Origin of the sequence: Burkholderia sp. BCC1996 (assembly GCF_905339955.1) — a bacterium.
Classification (GTDB): Bacteria; Pseudomonadota; Gammaproteobacteria; order Burkholderiales; family Burkholderiaceae; genus Burkholderia.
Map to the genome: position 1 here is coordinate 13,152 of NZ_CAJPHM010000048.1, position 17,593 is coordinate 30,744.

Annotated in this window: 15 protein-coding genes; 9 read left to right on the forward strand and 6 right to left on the reverse strand. The window is 69.2% G+C overall.

The window, feature by feature from the left end; genetic code table 11:
* Positions 1 to 58 precede the first annotated feature (58 nt).
* Both U4Z64_RS36215 and U4Z64_RS36220 read right to left on the reverse strand, forming a co-directional pair.
* Positions 59 to 1,573: a class I adenylate-forming enzyme family protein gene (locus tag U4Z64_RS36215; RefSeq protein WP_321822543.1), complete on the reverse strand. Its 1,515-nt coding sequence runs from the start codon at positions 1,571 to 1,573 to the stop codon at positions 59 to 61.
* Between the two features lie 33 nt (positions 1,574 to 1,606).
* On the reverse strand, positions 1,607 to 3,259 hold the full coding sequence (locus U4Z64_RS36220; RefSeq protein WP_321810784.1) for an acyl-CoA dehydrogenase family protein: 1,653 nt from the start codon (positions 3,257 to 3,259) through the stop codon (positions 1,607 to 1,609).
* A 73-nt stretch (positions 3,260 to 3,332) separates the two neighbouring features.
* Here U4Z64_RS36220 and U4Z64_RS36225 point away from each other — a divergent pair, with 73 nt between their 5' ends.
* From U4Z64_RS36225 to U4Z64_RS36240, 4 genes are all read left to right on the forward strand, one after another.
* Positions 3,333 to 3,992 (forward strand): TetR/AcrR family transcriptional regulator, encoded by a 660-nt coding sequence (locus U4Z64_RS36225; RefSeq protein WP_321822544.1) that lies wholly within the window; start codon positions 3,333 to 3,335, stop codon positions 3,990 to 3,992.
* 227 nt (positions 3,993 to 4,219) lie between these two features.
* The gene (locus U4Z64_RS36230; RefSeq protein ID WP_124667288.1) at positions 4,220 to 5,374 is read left to right on the forward strand and encodes a pyridoxal phosphate-dependent aminotransferase; all 1,155 of its coding nucleotides are present in this window, start codon (positions 4,220 to 4,222) and stop codon (positions 5,372 to 5,374) included.
* A gap of 113 nt (positions 5,375 to 5,487) precedes the next feature.
* Positions 5,488 to 6,276, forward strand: a complete 789-nt coding sequence (locus U4Z64_RS36235) for an ABC transporter substrate-binding protein (protein ID WP_321822545.1) — start codon at positions 5,488 to 5,490, stop codon at positions 6,274 to 6,276.
* Positions 6,277 to 6,290: 14 nt separating this feature from the next.
* On the forward strand, positions 6,291 to 7,721 hold the full coding sequence (locus tag U4Z64_RS36240) for an FAD-binding oxidoreductase (RefSeq protein ID WP_321822546.1): 1,431 nt from the start codon (positions 6,291 to 6,293) through the stop codon (positions 7,719 to 7,721).
* Between the two features lie 24 nt (positions 7,722 to 7,745).
* On the opposite strand, the gene U4Z64_RS36245 is transcribed toward U4Z64_RS36240, so the two are convergent.
* The 3 genes from U4Z64_RS36245 to U4Z64_RS36255 form a co-directional block, all read right to left on the reverse strand.
* Entirely contained in the window at positions 7,746 to 8,318 is a 573-nt protein-coding gene (locus U4Z64_RS36245; protein WP_321810779.1) for a PadR family transcriptional regulator, read from the reverse strand.
* Between the two features lie 68 nt (positions 8,319 to 8,386).
* Positions 8,387 to 8,818 (reverse strand): Cd(II)/Pb(II)-responsive transcriptional regulator, encoded by a 432-nt coding sequence (cadR, locus tag U4Z64_RS36250; RefSeq protein WP_014895515.1) that lies wholly within the window; start codon positions 8,816 to 8,818, stop codon positions 8,387 to 8,389.
* Positions 8,819 to 8,863: 45 nt separating this feature from the next.
* On the reverse strand, positions 8,864 to 9,358 hold the full coding sequence (locus tag U4Z64_RS36255; protein ID WP_321822547.1) for a hypothetical protein: 495 nt from the start codon (positions 9,356 to 9,358) through the stop codon (positions 8,864 to 8,866).
* A gap of 30 nt (positions 9,359 to 9,388) precedes the next feature.
* Between U4Z64_RS36255 and U4Z64_RS36260 the strand changes: the two genes are divergently transcribed.
* Entirely contained in the window at positions 9,389 to 11,569 is a 2,181-nt protein-coding gene (locus U4Z64_RS36260; protein WP_321822548.1) for a heavy metal translocating P-type ATPase, read from the forward strand.
* Positions 11,570 to 11,582: 13 nt separating this feature from the next.
* A complete protein-coding gene (locus tag U4Z64_RS36265; protein WP_321822549.1) occupies positions 11,583 to 11,948 on the forward strand; it encodes a zinc ribbon domain-containing protein in 366 nt (121 codons plus the stop codon).
* Positions 11,949 to 12,343: 395 nt separating this feature from the next.
* On the opposite strand, the gene U4Z64_RS36270 is transcribed toward U4Z64_RS36265, so the two are convergent.
* A complete protein-coding gene (locus U4Z64_RS36270) occupies positions 12,344 to 13,222 on the reverse strand; it encodes an AraC family transcriptional regulator (RefSeq protein WP_321822550.1) in 879 nt (292 codons plus the stop codon).
* 278 nt (positions 13,223 to 13,500) lie between these two features.
* On the opposite strand from U4Z64_RS36270, the gene U4Z64_RS36275 reads away from it, so the two are divergent.
* The 3 genes from U4Z64_RS36275 to eutB all read left to right on the forward strand — a co-directional run.
* On the forward strand, positions 13,501 to 14,964 hold the full coding sequence (locus U4Z64_RS36275; protein WP_044848392.1) for a mechanosensitive ion channel: 1,464 nt from the start codon (positions 13,501 to 13,503) through the stop codon (positions 14,962 to 14,964).
* 210 nt (positions 14,965 to 15,174) lie between these two features.
* Entirely contained in the window at positions 15,175 to 16,587 is a 1,413-nt protein-coding gene (gene eat, locus U4Z64_RS36280; protein WP_124486838.1) for an ethanolamine permease, read from the forward strand.
* A gap of 106 nt (positions 16,588 to 16,693) precedes the next feature.
* A partial coding sequence (gene eutB / locus U4Z64_RS36285) for an ethanolamine ammonia-lyase subunit EutB (RefSeq protein ID WP_321822551.1) occupies positions 16,694 to 17,593 on the forward strand: 900 nt, incomplete at its 3' end.

Genomic DNA, 17,593 nt, shown 5'->3' on the forward strand with positions numbered 1-17,593 from the left:
CGCGTGCGAAAAAGCCATCGGGCCGTCGGGTCCGGTGGCTTTTTCTTTGGCTTCGGCGTTACTCGCGCTCGCGCCGCGTGCGCAGCAGGAACTTCTGCAGCTTGCCGGTCGGCGTGCGCGGCAGTGTTTCCGCGAACACGAATTCGCGCGGAATCTTGTACGCGGCGAGCCGCTCGCCGCAGAACGCGTGCAGCGCATCCGCATCGGGCGCGGCGCTCGCGCGCAGCACGACGTGCGCGACGACCGTCTCGCCCCATTCCGGATGCGGGACGCCGACGACGGCCGCTTCCGCGATGTCCGGATGCGCGTCGAGCACGTCCTCCACTTCTTTCGAATAGACGTTCTCGCCACCCGTCACGATCATGTCCTTCAGCCGATCGACGATGAACAGGTAGCCATCCTGATCGATCCGCGCGATGTCGCCGGTGCGATACCAGCCGTCCGGCGCGAATGCGGCGCGCGTCGCGGCCGGGTCGTCGAGATAGCCGAGCATCATGCTGTCGGCCTTCAGCCAGATCTCGCCGGTGTCGCCCGGCAGCGCGTCGGCGCCATTGCTCCGCACGACCCGCAGGTCGACGCCGGGGCCGCCCTGGCGACCGATCGAGCCGGCCTTCGCGATCTGTTCGTCCGGATACAGCGTGGTGCCGGCCGGGCCCGTTTCCGTCATTCCGTACACCTGGAAGAACGCGTTGCTGCGATACGCATGCGCGAGCCGTTCGGCCTGCGCGGCGCCGATCGGGCCGCCGCCGTATAGCCATGCGCGCACGCTCGACAGGTCGAACGCCGCGAAGCGCTCGATCGTGTCGAGCGGCAGCGTATACGACACCGGCGCGCCGAAATACAGCGTCACGCGCTCACGCTCGACGGCCTGCAGGAAGCGTAGCGGATGGTATTCGCGCAGCAGCACGACGGTGCCGCCTGCGTACAGCGTGCCGCCGAACCAGTTGTTCAGCGGCGACGAATGCCAGATCGGCATCGCCATCAGCGTGCGTTCGTTACGGCCGATGCCGGTCGCGAGCGCCGCCTGCATCGCTGCGAGCGTCACGGCGCGATGGCTGTGCACGCAGCCTTTCGGGCGGCCGGTCGTGCCGGACGTGTAGAGGATCTGCGCGACGTCGCCGTCGGCCGGCTCGATGCCCGCGACGCCGTCCATCGCCGCGCACATCGCGTCGAAGTTCGGCGTGCCGGCGGCGTCGCCTTCGGTGACGAGCCGCCGCACCGGATGGATCACGCGCGCCAGCACCGGCGCGAGCGCCGCGTCGAACAGGAGCACCTTGCTGCCGCTGTGCTCGAGCACGTAGTCGACTTCCGGCGCCTGCAGCTTGTGGTTGATCGGCACGAACGCGGCGCCGAGCCGCCACGCGCCGAACATCAGGTCGACGAACGCGGGCGTGTTCAGGCACATCGCGGCGACGCGGTCGCCGGCCGCGACGCCGAGTGCGCTCAGCACGGCCGCCGCGCGATGCGAACGCTCGCGCGCGGCGGCGTACGTGATCGCCGTGTCGTCGTGGATCAGGAACGGCTTGTCGGGCGTCGCACGGGCGGCGCGGTCGAGGGCGGCGACGAGGTTCATCATGGCTCCACGCGAGGAGGACGAGCGGGCGCGTCAGGCCGGGTACGCGCGCTGCAGCAGCGCAGCGACGTCGAGCGCGTGCGGGTCGAAGCCGCCCGCGATGCGGCCCCAGTCGGGCGCGGCGAGCCGGGTCGCGACGAATGCGTCGGCGACGAACGCAGGCGCGTCGCGCCGCAGCAGGCACGCCTGCGCGACCAGCGCGAGCCGTTGCGCGAACACCCGGGCCGACGCCTCGAGCGTGTCGGCCGGCGCCGCGAGCATCGCGCGCAGCGTATCGAGCGCCGCGCGGATGCGCGGTTCGCCGGCGCCGAGGTCGGCCAGTTCGGCGAGCAGCGCCGCGGCCGCGTCGGGCTCGCGCGACACCGCGCGCAGCACGTCGAGGCACATCACGTTGCCGGAGCCTTCCCAGATCGAGTTGACCGGCGCTTCGCGGAACAGGCGCGCGATCGGGCCGTCGTCGACGTAGCCGTTGCCGCCGAACACCTCCATCACCTCGCCGGTCAGCTCGACCGCGCGCTTGCAGACCCAGAATTTCGCGGCGGGCGTGACGATCCGCTTCCACGCGCGTTCGCGCGGCGCGTCGTCGCGCTCGAACGCGTCGGCCAGGCGCATCGCGAGCACGAGCGCGGCCTCGCTTTCGAGCGCGAGATCGGCGAGCACGGTGCGCATCAGCGGCTGCTCGGCGAGCGCGCGGCCGAACGCGTGGCGCCGCCGCGTGTACGCGATCGCCTGCACGACGCCCTGGCGCAGCATCGCCGCGCTGCCGAGCACGCAGTTCAGCCGCGTGTAGGTGGCCATCTCGATGATGGTCGGAATGCCGCGGCCTTCGTCGCCGAGCATGATTCCCCATGCGTCGTTCAGCTCGATCTCGCTGCTCGAGTTGCTGCGGTTGCCGATCTTGTTCTTCAGCCGCTGGATCTCGACCGCGTTCTTCGTGCCGTCGGGCCGCCAGCGCGGCACGTAGAAGCACGACGGGCTGCCCGCTTCGGTGCGCGCGACGACCAGGTGCGCGTCGCACATCGGCGCGGAGAAGAACCACTTGTGGCCGCGCAGCCGGTATTCGCCGCCGCGCCCGCCCGCGCCGACCGGGGTCGCCAGCGTCGTGTTCGCGCGCACGTCGGAGCCGCCCTGTTTCTCCGTCATCCCCATGCCGAACCAGATCGAGCGCTTGTCGGCGACCGGCACGTCGCGCGGATCGTAGTCGTCGCTGTACAGCCTGTCGCGCAGCAGGCCCCACAGCGCCGGCTCCTTCTGCAGCACCGGAATCGCGGCTTGCGTCATCGTCGCCGGGCACAGCGTGCCGGCCTCGATCTGGCCGTGCAGGTAGAAGCCGGCCGCGGTCGCGGCCCAGCGGCCGGGGCGCGTGTCGCGGAACGCGAGCGACACGAAGCCTTCGTTGCGGTACATGCCGAGCAGCGTGTGCCAGGCCGGATGGAAGTCGACGCGGTCGATGCGCCGGCCGCGCCGGTCGAACGCGTTCAGTTCCGGCGCGTGGCGGTTCGCTTCGTCGGCGAGCTGTGCGGTGTCGGCGCTGCCGAGCCGCGCGCCGTACGCGTCGAGCCGCGGCACGGCCCAGTCGGCGCCCGCGCGGGCGAGTGCGTCGCGCAGCGCGACGTCGGTGGCGAAGAGGTTATAGTCGACCAGTTCGTCGAACTGGTTCGTGACGTCTCGGGTCGATTCGGTCATCGGGCTGTCTCCGGTCTCGTGCGTCGCGGTCTGCCGGTCAAACGCGTTTCCGCTGAATTTCAGAGTAGCAAATATGCCGCCGCGACATGTTCAGGTTCCGGCGCCGCCCGGCCAGCCGGCGGCGCAACCCGCGCCCGCGCTGCGTCGCCGGCCGCGCGCGCAGGCCACGTCCGACGCGCTCCAGCAGGCCTTCGTTCAGCTTTTGCTCGAGCGCGGCTACGCGAAGGCGACGATTCGCGAGATCGCGGCCGTCGCGGGCGTGAGCGTCGGCACCTTCTACGAATACTTCGGCGACAAGCAGAGCCTCGCCGCGCTGTGCATCCACCGGCGCGTGCTGGCGCTGGCCGACCGGCTGCGCGATGCGGCGCACGGGCTGCGCGGCGCGCCGCGCGCCGAGCTCGCGGCCGCGCTCGCCGACCTGCAGGTCGACGCGATTGGTGCCGACGCCGCGCTGTGGAGCGCGTTCTTCGCGCTGGAGCGGCAGGTGTCGCCGCTCGCCGCGTACCGGCGGCATTACGACGCCTTTGTCGCGCTGTGGCGCGACGCGCTCGCGCAGGCCGACGATCCGCCGCCGGCCGCGCGACTCGACGGGATCGCGCGGATGGCGCATGCGGTCTGCTACGGCGGCGTGTCCCAGGCGCTGCTCACGCTTGGGCCGGCACTGGACCTCGAAGCGTTGCGCGGCGAGTTGCGGGCCGTGCTGAGCGCCTATCTGGCGGCCGCGGGCGCGTGACGCGCGGCGTGGCCGCGCGCGTCCGGGGGAAATGCCCGATTCGCATGCATTGCCGGTCACTCGGCCTTGGCGTCGAGCCAAGCGTATGGCCGCTCATGAGAAAAACGCATGGCCGCCATGACGAACTTTCGGTTGTCCGCCGATATTGGCTCGGGCTAAATCATCCCCGATGAGACCGGCCGCGCGCATCGCACGGGCCGGCCCGAAGGACATCAGAAGGAGAACTCATGCGAAGCGCCACCAGGCCCCGTTCGAAACTGCCGGACGTCGGGACGACGATCTTCACGGTGATCGGCCAGCTTGCCGCACAGCACGATGCGCTGAACCTGTCGCAGGGCGCGCCGAATTTCGCGCCGGATCCGGCGCTCGTCGACGGCGTCGCGCGCGCGATGCGCGACGGCCACAACCAGTACGCGCCGATGGCCGGCCTCGCGTCGCTGCGCGAACGGCTCGCGGAAAAGACCGAGGCGCTGTACGGCACGCGCTACGACCCGGGCACCGAGATCACGGTGATCGCGAGCGCGAGCGAGGGGCTCTACGCGGCGATCAGCGCGCTCGTGCATCCGGGCGACGAAGTGATCTATTTCGAGCCGTCGTTCGACAGCTATGCGCCGATCGTGCGGATGCAGGGCGCGACGCCGGTCGCGATCAAGCTGTCGCCCGAACATTTCCGCGTGAACTGGGACGAAGTGGCCGCCGCGATCACGCCGCGCACGCGGATGATCGTCGTCAATACGCCGCACAACCCGACCGCGACCGTGTTCTCCGCCGACGATCTCGAACGGCTCGCGCAGCTCACGCGCGATACCGGCATCGTGGTGCTGTCGGACGAGGTCTACGAGCACGTCGTGTTCGACGGTGCGCAGCACCAGAGCGTCGCGCGTCACCGCGAGCTGGCCGAGCGCAGCGTGATCGTGTCGTCGTTCGGCAAGTCGTTCAACGTGACGGGCTGGCGGGTCGGGCATTGCGTCGCGCCGGCCGAACTGATGGACGAGATCCGCAAGGTGCACCAGTTCATGGTGTTTTCGGCCGATACGCCGATGCAGGTCGCGTTCGCGGAGATCCTCGCGCGGCCGGAAAGCTATCTCGGCCTGTCGGCGTTCTACCAGGCCAAGCGCGACCTGCTGGCGCGCGAGCTGGCCGGGTCGCGCTTCGAGCTGCTGCCGAGCGAAGGCTCGTTCTTCATGCTCGCGCGGTTCCGCCACTTCTCGGACGAGCGCGACAGCGACTTCGTGCTGCGCCTGATCCGCGATGCGCGCGTCGCGACGATTCCGCTGTCGGCGTTCTACACCGACGGCACCGACGCGGGCGTGATCCGCCTCAGTTTCTCGAAGGACGACGCGACGCTGATCGAGGGCGCGCGGCGGTTGCGTTCGCTGTAATCGCGGGCGCGGCCCGCACCCAAGCAGGCGACGTGTACGTCGCACCGAAAGTCACGGACGGGACCGGCGCACGTGCCGAAGCGCGGCGCCGACCGGCCAGCCAGGAGATCACGATGAAGCATGCACACACCCTCAAACTCGCGTTCGCATTCGCGTGCGCGCTCGGCTCCGGCGCGGCATCGGCCGACGGGCAAACGCTGCGTTTCGGCCTCGAGGCGCAATACCCGCCGTTCGAGTCGAAGGCGCCGAACGGCGACCTGCAGGGCTTCGACGTCGACGTCGGCAACGCCGTCTGCCAGACCGCGAAGCTGTCGTGCAAGTGGGTCGAGACGTCGTTCGACGGGCTCATTCCCGCGCTGCAGGGCCGCAAGTTCGACGCGATCAACTCGGCGATGAACGCGACCGAGCAGCGGCGCCAGGCGATCGACTTCACGACGATCATCTACCGCGTGCCGACGCAGCTGATCGCGCGCACCGGCAGCGGCCTGCTGCCGACGCCGGAAGCGCTGAAGGGCAAGCGCGTCGGCGTGCTCCAGGCGTCGATCCAGGAAACCTACGCGAAGGCGCACTGGGAGCCGGCCGGCGTGTCGATCGTCGCGTACCAGGACCAGAACCAGGTGTATGCGGACCTCGTGTCGGGCCGCCTCGACGCGACGCTGGTGCTCGCGCCGGCCGGCCAGCGCGGCTTCCTGTCGCGCCCGGACGGCAAGGGCTTCGCGTTCGTCGGCCAGCCGGTGCGCGACGACCGGATTCTCGGCAGCGGGATCGCGTTCGGCCTGCGCAAGGGCGACGACGCGCTGAAGGGGAAACTCGATGCGGCGATCGACAAGCTGAAGGCGGACGGCACGGTGAAGTCGCTCGGCCAGAAGTACTTCGGCGACATCGACATCTCCACCAAGTAAGCGGACGCGCTGCGATGCAGAGTCTGGAGACGGCCGCCGCGCGTGGCGGCCACGATGTAGCCGCGCCGGCGGACGACGCGCTCGAGGCGGCGCTCGTCGCCGCGCTGGGCGACACGCTGGTCACGCGGGCGGCCGAGATCGATCCGCGCTACTTCACCGCGTACAACGAGCCGGCCGGCGTGCGGCCGCGTGCGCTGGTGCGGCCGCGCAGCGTCGACGACGTGTCGCGCACGCTCGCGCTGTGCACGCGGCTCGGGCAGCCGGTCGTGCCGCAGGGCGGCCTCACCGGGCTCGCGCGCGGCGCGGTCGCGCTGGGCGGCGAGATCGTGCTGTCGATGGAGCGTTTCGCGGGCGTCGAGTCGATCGACGCGGCGGCGGGCACGATGACGGTGCGCGCCGGGACGCCGCTGCAGACGGTGCAGGAGGCAGCGGACGCGGCGGGTTTCACGTTCGGCGTCGATCTCGGCGCACGCGGTTCGTGCCAGATCGGCGGCATGCTCGCGACCAACGCGGGCGGCACGCGCGCGATCCGTTACGGCATGATGCGCGAGCAGGTGCTCGGCCTGGAAGCCGTGCTCGCCGACGGCACCGTCGTGTCGTCGATGAACCGGATGCTGAAGAACAACGCGGGCTACGACCTGAAGCAGCTGTTCATCGGCAGCGAAGGCACGCTCGGCATCGTCACGCGTGCCGTGCTGCGGCTGCATCCGAAGCTGGCCGCGCCGGCCACCGCGCTCTGTCGCGTGCACGGCTACGATGCCGTGGTCGGGTTGTGGAACCGTCTGCGCGCACTGCCCGAGCTCGTCAGTTTCGAAGCGATGTGGCCGGCCTTCTACGACTACGTGGCGCGTCATACGCCCGGCGTCGTCGCGCCGTTCGCGGGCGACGGCGGCTTCGCGGTGCTGATCGAGTGCGCGACGAGCGCACCGGGCGGCGATGCGCGCGCGGCGCTGGAAAACGGCCTGGCGGATGCGATCGACGCGGGGCTCGTGGACGATGCGGCGCTGGCGACGTCGGAGCGGCAGGCGCGCGACTTGTGGACGCTGCGCGAAGGGCTCGCAATCGATGCGCTGCCGCATCTGGTGAACTTCGACGTGAGCCTGCCGACGGGCGAACTCGGCCTGTTCGCCGAGCGCTGCGAAGCGGCGTTGCGCGCGGCCTGGCCCGACATCGTGTGTCTCTTCTTCGGCCACGTCGGCGACGGCAACGTGCATATCGGCGTATCGCTCGACGGCATGGGCGACGCCAGCGCCGATGCGATCGATCGCTGCGTCTACACGGTCGTCCGGGACATGGGCGGCTCGGTGTCGGCGGAGCACGGCATCGGCATGCTCAAGCGCGCCTATCTCGCGCACACGCGCAGCGAAGCCGAAATCGGCCTGATGCGGCGCCTGAAGGCCGCGCTCGATCCTGCCGGCGTGCTCAACCCCGGCAAGGTGCTTTGAGCGACGCGCGTCGATGGCTGCGCTTCAGCCGTCGACCCAGCGCAGCGCGCCGATCTTCAGGTGTTCGACGACGCTGCGCGCCCAGTCGAGCTCCGCGTTCAGCAGCACGAGCGCATGCTCGTTGTGCAGCAGGAACAGGCGCGGCACCTGGTCGTTCTGCGCGGCGTTGCGCAGCGACTCGAGACGTTCGCGTTCGGCTTCGAGCGCTGCGATGCGGCGCTCGAGTTGCCGGCGTGCATCGTCGGCATCGAGCAGCGGCAGGAACGCGAGGCCGGCCCCGAATGCCGGAAACTCGCGCGCGGGCTCGGCGAGCAGCGCATGCAGCCATGCCTGGCCGGCCGTATGTCCGGCTTCGGTCAGCGTGTACAGCGTGCGCTCGGGAAACGCGCCGTCGCGCTCGGTGTCGTGCACGGCGATCAACCCGTCGCGCAGCAGCCGGTCGATCGTCTGGTACAGGCTCGTGCGCTGCCGCACGTTGACGACTTCGTCGTAGCCGCGCGCCTTCAACTGCTGCAGCATTCCGTATGGATGCATCGGCGTTTCGGTGAGCGTCGCGAGGACCGCGAGTGCGAGCGGAGACGGGCGGCTTGTTGACATGAATAGTTATGTTTTATCTAGTAGTAATATAACTAGTATCAACTAGACTATCATATTCCACAAGGGTTTCAGCCGAGGTGCGAGCGCTTTGCGGCCGGCGCGACGGTTTCCATCGTCGCGAGACCGTGCACGATTCCACAGTCCTCGACCGAATGTTCGCCGACACACTGGCGGCGCAATTCGGTGAGCTGGTCGCGCAGATGCGTCAGTTCCGCGAGGCGCGCATCGACGTGGCCGATGTGTTCGTCGAGCAGCGCGTTGATCGAATCGCACGGGTCGGCCGGCGTGTCGGTGAGCTGCAGCAGCGCGCGGATTTCGTCGTGCGCCATGTCGAGCGCTCGGCAGTTGCGGATGAAGCGCAGCCGCTCGACGTGCACGTCGGTGTAGTTGCGGTAGTTCGAATCGGTGCGCTCCGCATCCGGCATCAACCCCTCCTTCTCGTAGAAGCGGATCGTTTCGGGTGTGCAGCGGGCCGCCTTGGCCAGTTCGCCGATCTTCATGGCTTTCTCCTTTGCAAGGGTTGACCTTGTAGTGGCTTCAGGGTGTTAACTGTACTCCGTCAAGCCATAGAGGAGGTTGTCATGACCGACGCGCAGCGTACCCACGACCCACGACACCGTCATGCCGGCGGCGCCGAGACCTGCTGCGCCGATGCGCGCGACCCGCAGGCGGCGACCGTTGGCGACGCGGCGTCGGCGGCCGGCGAGCACGCGCACGGCGACGCGGCGGCGCGCGACGGGCAGTCGCGCGGATGCGGCCACGACCATGACCACGATCAGGCATCTGCGAACCTCGCCGGGCACGACCACGGTGACCGTGCCGGCCACGCGCACGGCGACGGGCATGGCGATGCGCACGGCCACGCGCACGACGACGGGCACGGCGCGGCGTGCTCGCACGACCACGCGGCACACGACCATGCCGCGCATGACCATGCTGACCACGATCACGATCACGATCACGATCACGATCACGATCACGATCACGACCACGACCACGACCACGACCACGACCACGACCACGACCACGACCACGATCACGCGGCCGGTGCCTGCTGCGCGCCGGCCGCGATGACGCTCGCACCGCTGCCGGCCGCGCGGGCGACCGCGTCGGGTCACGTGCGCTCCGCGTTCCGGATCATGCAGATGGACTGCCCGACCGAGGAAACGTTGATCCGCAAGAAGCTCGGCGGGATGCAGCAGGTGTCGGCGCTCGAATTCAACCTGATGCAGCGGATGCTGACCGTCGACCACGTGGCCGGTGCGCAGCCTGCGATCGAAAGCGCGATCCGTACGCTCGGGATGACGCCGGAGGCCGCGTCGGCCGACGCGCCGGCAACGCCGGTCGCGCCGCCGCCCGCGAAGCCGTGGTGGCCGCTCGCGGTGGCCGGCGTCGCCGCGATCGCGTCCGAGGCCGTGAGCTGGGCCGGCCTGCCGGTGTGGCTGTCGGCGGTGCTGGCGCTCGCTGCCGTGCTCACGTGCGGGCTGACCACCTACAAGAAAGGCTGGATCGCGATTCGCAACGGCAACCTGAACATCAACGCGTTGATGAGCATCGCGGTGACGGGCGCGATGGCGATCGGCCAGTGGCCGGAAGCCGCGATGGTGATGGTGCTGTTCACGATCGCCGAGCTGATCGAGGCGAAGTCGCTCGATCGCGCGCGCAATGCGATCCAGGGCCTGATGCAGCTCGCACCGGACACCGCGACCGTGCAGGACATCGACGGCACGTGGCGCACGATCGAGGCCGCGCAGGTCGCGCTCGGCGCGATCGTGCGCGTGAAGCCGGGCGAGCGGATCGGGCTGGACGGCGAAGTGGTCGCGGGCCGCTCGACGGTGAACCAGGCGCCGATCACCGGCGAGAGCCTGCCGGTCGACAAGACGGCAGGCGATGCGGTGTACGCGGGCACGATCAACGAAGCGGGTTCGTTCGACTATCGCGTGACGGCGGTTGCCGCCAACTCGACGCTCGCGCGGATCATCCACGCGGTCGAGGAAGCGCAGGGCGCGAAGGCGCCGACGCAGCGCTTCGTCGACCGGTTCGCACGCGTCTATACGCCGATCGTGTTCGCGGTCGCGCTGCTGGTCGCGGTGGCACCGCCGCTCGTCATGGGCGGCGCGTGGCACGACTGGATCTACCGCGCGCTGGTGCTGCTCGTGATCGCGTGCCCGTGCGCGCTGGTGATCTCGACGCCGGTGACGATCGTGTCGGGGCTCGCGGCCGCCGCGCGGCGCGGGATTCTCGTGAAGGGCGGCGTGTATCTGGAAGAAGGCCGCAAGCTCGCGTGGCTCGCGCTCGACAAGACCGGCACGATCACGCACGGCAAGCCGGTGCAGACCGATTTCGACCTGCATGCGACGGACCTCGAGGCGGCGCGCGTGCGTCACCTCGGCGCGAGCCTCGCGGCGCGCTCCGATCATCCGGTGTCGCAGGCGATCGCCGCGGCGGCGCGCGACGCGCAGACGGCGGCGTTCTCCGATGTTGGGGAATTCGAAGCACTCGTCGGGCGCGGTGTGCGCGGCACGATCGACGGCGCGCGCTACTGGCTCGGCAACCACCGGCTCGTCGAGGAGCTCGAACGCTGCTCGCCGGCGCTGGAGGCGAAGCTCGACGCACTCGAGCGGCAGGGCAAGAGCGTCGTGATGCTGGTCGACGACACGCGCGTGCTCGGCATCTTCGCGGTGGCCGACACGATCAAGGACACCAGCCGCGCGGCGATCGCCGACCTGCACGCGCTCGGCATCCGCACCGCGATGCTGACCGGCGACAACCCGCACACCGCGCAGGCAATCGCGCAGCAGGCCGGCATCGACGATGCACGCGGCAACCAGTTGCCCGAGGACAAGCTCGCGGCGGTCGAGGAATTGTCGGCGGGCGGCGCGGGCGCGGTCGGGATGGTCGGCGACGGGATCAACGACGCACCGGCGCTCGCGCGTGCCGACATCGGCTTCGCGATGGGCGCGATGGGCACCGACACGGCGATCGAGACGGCCGACGTCGCGCTGATGGACGACGACCTGCGCAAGATTCCCGCGTTCGTGCGGCTGTCGCGCGCGACGCACCGCGTGCTGGTGCAGAACATCGGCTTCGCGCTCGGCGTGAAGATCGTGTTCCTCGGCCTGACGGTCGCCGGGCTCGGCACGATGTGGATGGCCGTGTTCGCCGATGCGGGTGCGAGCCTGATCGTCGTCGGCAACGGCTTGCGGCTGCTGTCGAAGACGGGCGTGTTCGACAGCGCGCGGACGCAGTGACGAGGAGCGGGCGATGAGCTTTCTGAAACGGATCCTGGGTGGCCACGGTGGCGGTCATGGCGGTGGGCATGGAAGCGGCCACGGTAGCGGCGGGCATCATGGCGGAGCGGGCCGGGAAGGCCATGGCGGCCACGATGTGCGCGGCCGCGATCGTCACGGCTGGGGCTGGCAGCCGTCGGCCGATGCGCAGGGCGGCCCGGGCAGCAACGTGCCGCTGCGTCAGCTCGCCTGTGCGGGCTGCGGCGCCATCAACGCGGCGGATGCGCGCTTCTGCGCGCAGTGTGGTGTAGCGCAGCGGGGCAAGGCATGCAGCCGCTGCCACGCGGCGCTGGCCGCTGACGCGCGCTTCTGTCCGGGCTGCGGCACGCAGGCCGGGTAAGGCTCGATCGTCGGCCTCGATGCCGGCGTGACGGCCGATCTCCAAGGGCGGCGTGGCGCCTGCAACGGGCGTCGCCGGGCCACGGCGTGCGGGCTCGCTCCGAGCGTCCGAGTCTTCGAGCTTCTGAGTCTCCGAGTTCCGAGTTCCGAGTTCCGAGTTCCGAGCCCCGAGTTCCGAGCCCCGAGTTCCGAGCCCCGAGTTCCGAGCCCCGAGTTCCGAGCCCCGAGTTCCGAGTTCCGAGCCCCGAGCCCCGAGCCCCGAGCCCCGAGCCCCGAGCCCCGAGCCCCGAGCCCCGAGCCCCGAGCCCCGAGCCCCGAGCCCCGAGCCCCGAGCCCCCGAACCCCCGAACCCCCGAACCCCCGAACCCCCGAACCCCCGAACCCGGGACCTGCCGCTCAACGCAGCGGCAAATGAATCTCGGTGCGCAGGTCGGCCGGCGCCGCATCCATCGGCGTATTCAGATACAGCTCGAACGGCGGCGCATCGGCGGCTTCGCGGCCCGAGTGACGCAGCCAGTCGCCATACAGCCACTGGTAAGCGGTCTTGAGGTCCGCATACGGCCCGGTATGCAGCAGCACCGCATACTCGCCGCCCGCGATCGTGATGCGCTCGACCGGCGGCGTCGGCTCGACGTCCGGCGCGCCGCCGGCCGGCACGAAGCACGCTTTCGCTCGCAATTGCGCTTCGGGCGTGGTGTCCGGATCGTCGTAGAAGATCCCGATCATCTTCGCGCCGGGGCCGATCAACCCGTGCTGCCCGACCCACGCGCCGATCTGCCCGAACGCGTCGCCGACCTTCAGGTAAGCGCCCGTATGCGCCACCGCATAACCGCGCAATTCCGGCTGCCGCCGGATCTCGACTTCATGCTTGAACATGTCTTCCTCTCCTCGCTGTAACGGATAGACCGGCCGGTGGACCCCGGCGCGCCGGTGCTGCGCGGGCGGCAGGCCGTAAGCATCCCGAAATGCGCGTGCGAACGCGTGCGTCGAACCGTAGCCGGCGCGCCGGGCGATCGCGTCGAGCGGCAGCGCCGTGCAGACGAGGTCCTCCGATGCGCGCACGATCCGCATCCGCCGCACCGTCAGCACGATCGACTCGCCGTACAGCGCGCGATAGACGCGCTGCCAGTGATACGGCGACAGGCACGCGATGTCGGCGAGCCGGTTCAGGTCGAGCGTGTCGTCGAGGTGCGTGCGGATGTGGTCGTGAACGCGCGCGATGCGTGCTGCATAGCGGGCCCACGCGGGCGTTTCGGCTTTCGTGTCGACGGTCATGCGTGCGTCCCCCCGCAGGAATCGACGTCACGGTAGCACGCCGCCGATTGATAAATCTTGCGGAGATGCGTAGGCGCATCGAATCCGCCCCTTTTTAATTTCGCCGAAATGGGGTCTCGTCCCCGTCGAGATATGTCTAAAGTTAAAGACGGTGAAATCGGGTGATCGCGTCATTTTTCTCGGGTAAGTTGCTTGGGGCGGCAACGCACGGTTTTCGAAGTACGCAGGTAGTTCGTCGATGTTCAATCGCAACGCCACGTTTTTCGGGAGAAGAAGAAATGGATGCTTCCAGCTTCATCACGTCGCTGCAGACCACGCTAGGCGGATACCTGCCGAAGATTGCCGGCGCGATCGGCATCCTGGTGATCGGCTGGCTGATCGCCGTCGCGGTGCGGGCCGGCGCGCTCCGGCTGCTCAACGCGCTGAAGGTCGATCAGCGGATCAACGAAAGCACCGGCCAGGGCGCGTGCGTCGAGCGGATCATCGCCGGCGGGCTGTTCTGGCTCGTACTGCTCGTCACCGCGGTGGGCATCTTCAACGTGCTCAACCTGTACGCGGTGTCCAATCCGTTCTCGCTGCTCGTCACCCACATCGTCAACTACCTGCCGAACCTGATCGGCGGCGCGGCGCTGACGCTGATCGCGTGGCTGATCGCGTCGCTCTTGCGCAGCCTCGCGAACCGTGCGCTGAAGGCGAGCAAGGTCGACGACAAGCTGTCCGAAAGCGCGGGCATGCAGCCGATGAGCGGCTATCTGGGCGACGTGCTGTTCTGGCTCGTGATCCTGATGTTCCTGCCGGCGATTCTCGCGTCGTTCGCGCTGTCCGGCCTGCTGTCGCCGGTGCAGGGGATGGTCGACAGGCTGCTCGCGATCGTGCCGAACCTGTTCGCGGCCGCGGTGATCGGCTTCGTCGGCTGGGTCGTCGCGCGCGTGCTGCGCGGCCTCGTGACGAACCTGCTGGTTGCCGCCGGCGCCGATCGCCTCACGCAGGGTCTCGACAGCCCGACGCCGGTGCGCGTGTCGAGCCTGATCGGCACCATCGTCTACGTGTTCGTGTTCGTGCCGACGCTGATCTCCGCGCTCGACGCGCTGAAGATCGACGCGATCTCGATTCCCGCCACCAACATGCTGAACCAGTTCCTCGGCGCGGTGCCGGACATCGTCGCGGCGATCGTGATCGTGCTCGTCACGTTCTATTTCGCGCGCTTCGTCGCGTCGCTCGCGCAGAAGCTGCTGGAAGCCGCTGGCGCCGACGGGCTGCCGGCCGTGCTCGGCGTCGAGCGCGTGTTCTCGGGGATCCTGCAGCCGTCGGTGCTGGTCGCGCGGCTGATCGTGTTCTTCGCGATGCTGTTCGCGTCGGTGGAGGCCGCGAACCGGCTCGGCTTCACACAGGTGCGCGACGTCGTCACGCTGTTCATCGAATTCGGCGGCCATGTGCTGACGGGCGGCGTGATCCTCGTGATCGGCGTGTGGCTCGCGGGCCTCGCGCGCCGCGTGATCGAGCAGGCCGACCGCGAGCACAGCGTGCTGTTCGCACGGATCGCGCAGTTCGCGATCCTCGGTCTGGTGTTCGCGATGGGGCTGCGCGCGATGGGCATCGCCAACGAGATCGTGCAGCTCGCATTCGGCCTCGTGCTCGGCGCGATCGCGGTGGCGGTCGCGCTGTCGTTCGGCCTCGGCGGCCGCGAGGCGGCCGGCAAGCTGCTCGACCGCTGGTTCAACCAGCGCGGCGGCGGTCAGTAACGCTGGCGACGCGTCGGCCGTCCGGCCGCTTCGCGCGGCCGGACGGTGTGTGCATGACGCTCGTGGAGAGCCGAGAGCCGCCCACCGTTGCCGTCAGCGAAACGTCAGCCGTCATCTTTGCCGAATTTCGATAACACGTCGTTTAATGACTCTCTAGCATCGATTCTCAGTCGCGCGGGCCCGCAGGCCGGCGCCTTTCAGGAGAATCCGATGAAAGCAGAGTCGAATGGCCGGCCCGCCGCCGGCGCCAAGTCGTCCGGCCAGCCCGCGCTGCAGCAGACGCTCGGGACCTGGCAACTGTGGGGCATCGCGGTCGGCCTCGTGATTTCAGGCGAATACTTCGGCTGGAGCTACGGCTGGGCGAGCGCCGGCACGCTGGGTTTCGTCGTCACCGCGCTGTTCGTCGCGGCGATGTACACCACCTTCATCTTCAGCTTCACCGAGCTGACGACGTCGATCCCGCACGCGGGCGGCCCGTTCGCGTATGCGCGCCGCGCATTCGGCCCGGCGGGCGGCTATCTCGCCGGCGCGGCGACGCTCGTCGAGTTCGTGTTCGCGCCGCCCGCGATCGCGCTCGCGATCGGCGCGTACCTGCACGTGCAGTTTCCGGGGCTCGAACCGAAACACGCGGCGATGGGCGCGTATCTCGTGTTCATGGCGCTGAACATCGTCGGCGTGCAGATCGCCGCGACGTTCGAGCTGGTCGTCACGCTGTTCGCGATCTTCGAGCTGCTGGTGTTCATGGGCGTCGTGTCGCCGGGCTTCGCGTGGAGCAACTTCATGAAGGGCGGCTGGTCGGGCGCCGATCATTTCAGCGTCGGCGCATTCCACGGCATGTTCGCCGCGATCCCGTTCGCGATCTGGTTCTTCCTCGCGATCGAAGGCGTCGCGATGGCCGCCGAGGAGGCGAAGAACCCGAAGCGCTCGATCCCGATCGCGTACGTGGCCGGCATCCTGACGCTCGTCACGCTCGCGATCGGCGTGATGGTGTTCGCCGGCGGCGCGGGCGACTGGACCAAGCTCGCGAACATCAACGACCCGCTGCCGCAGGCGATGAAGTACATCGTGGGCGCGAACAGCGGCTGGATGCACATGCTCGTGTGGCTCGGGCTGTTCGGGCTCGTCGCGTCGTTCCATGGGATCATCCTCGGCTATTCGCGCCAGATCTTCGCGCTGGCCCGCGAAGGTTATTTGCCGGAGTGGCTCGGCAAGGTGCATCCGCGCTTCAAGACACCGCATCGCGCGATTCTCGCGGGCGGCGTGGTCGGCATCGCCGCGATCTACAGCGACGAGCTGATCCAGTTCGGCGGCCAGACGCTCACCGCGAACATCGTGACGATGTCGGTGTTCGGCGCGATCGTGATGTATATCGTAAGCATGGCGGCGCTGTTCAAGCTGCGCCGCTCGCAGCCGAACCTGGAGCGACCGTTCCGCGCGCCGCTGTACCCGTTCTTCCCGGCGTTCGCGATCGTTGCAGCCCTGATTTGCCTTGCGACGATGGTGTACTTCAACGGGCTGGTGGCGATGGTGTTCATCGCGTTCCTCGCGCTCGGCTACGCGTACTTCCTCGCGACCCGTTCGCAGCGTGCGAGCGCACCGGGCGACGCGCTGCTCGAGGAATGAGGATGGCCGACCCGAACGGCCGTTCGTGACGGCATGCGGCGCGCCCCGTCGAACGGGCGCGCCGTCGGCGTCAGGCAAGGCAAGGACTGGCAAGGAGATTCGAACGATGTCCTACACGGAGACGATCGGTCCGCGCACGTACCGTTTCGCGGACCTGAAGACGCTGCTCGCGAAGGCGAGCCCGCTGCGCTCGGGCGACCAGCTCGCCGGCGTCGCGGCGGCGAGCGAGGAGGAGCGCGTGGCCGCGAAGATCGCGCTCGCGGGCGTGCCGCTGAAGGCGTTCCTGAACGAAGCGCTGATTCCGTACGAACACGACGAGGTCACGCGCCTGATCCTCGACGATCACGACGCGGCCGCGTTCGCGGAGATCTCGCATCTCACCGTCGGCGACTTCCGCAACTGGCTGCTGTCGCCCGCGGCCGACGGCGCCGCGCTCGAACGGATCGCGCCGGGCCTCACGCCCGAGATGGTCGCGGCCGTGTCGAAGCTGATGCGCAACCAGGACCTGATCGCGGCCGCGCGCAAGCGCCGCGTCGTCACGCGTTTTCGCAACACGGTCGGGCTGGCCGGCCGGATGTCGGTGCGGCTGCAGCCGAACCATCCGACCGACGACGTGAAAGGCATTGCCGCGTCGATGCTCGACGGGCTGATGTACGGCTGCGGCGACGCGATGATCGGCATCAACCCGGCGACCGACAGCCTCGCGGCGATCGTGAAGCTGCTCGCGATGATCGACGGGTTCCGCGAACGCTACGGCGTGCCGACGCAGTCGTGCGTGCTCACGCACGTGACCAACACGATCGCGGCGATCGAGAAGGGCGCGCCGGTCGACCTGGTGTTCCAGTCGATCGCGGGCACCGAGAAGGCGAACGCGAGCTTCGGGATCTCGCTCGCGCTGCTCGGCGAAGCGCGCGAGGCCGCGTTGTCGCTCAAGCGCGGCACCGTCGGCAACAACCTGATGTACTTCGAGACGGGGCAAGGCAGCGCGCTGTCGGCGAACGCGCAT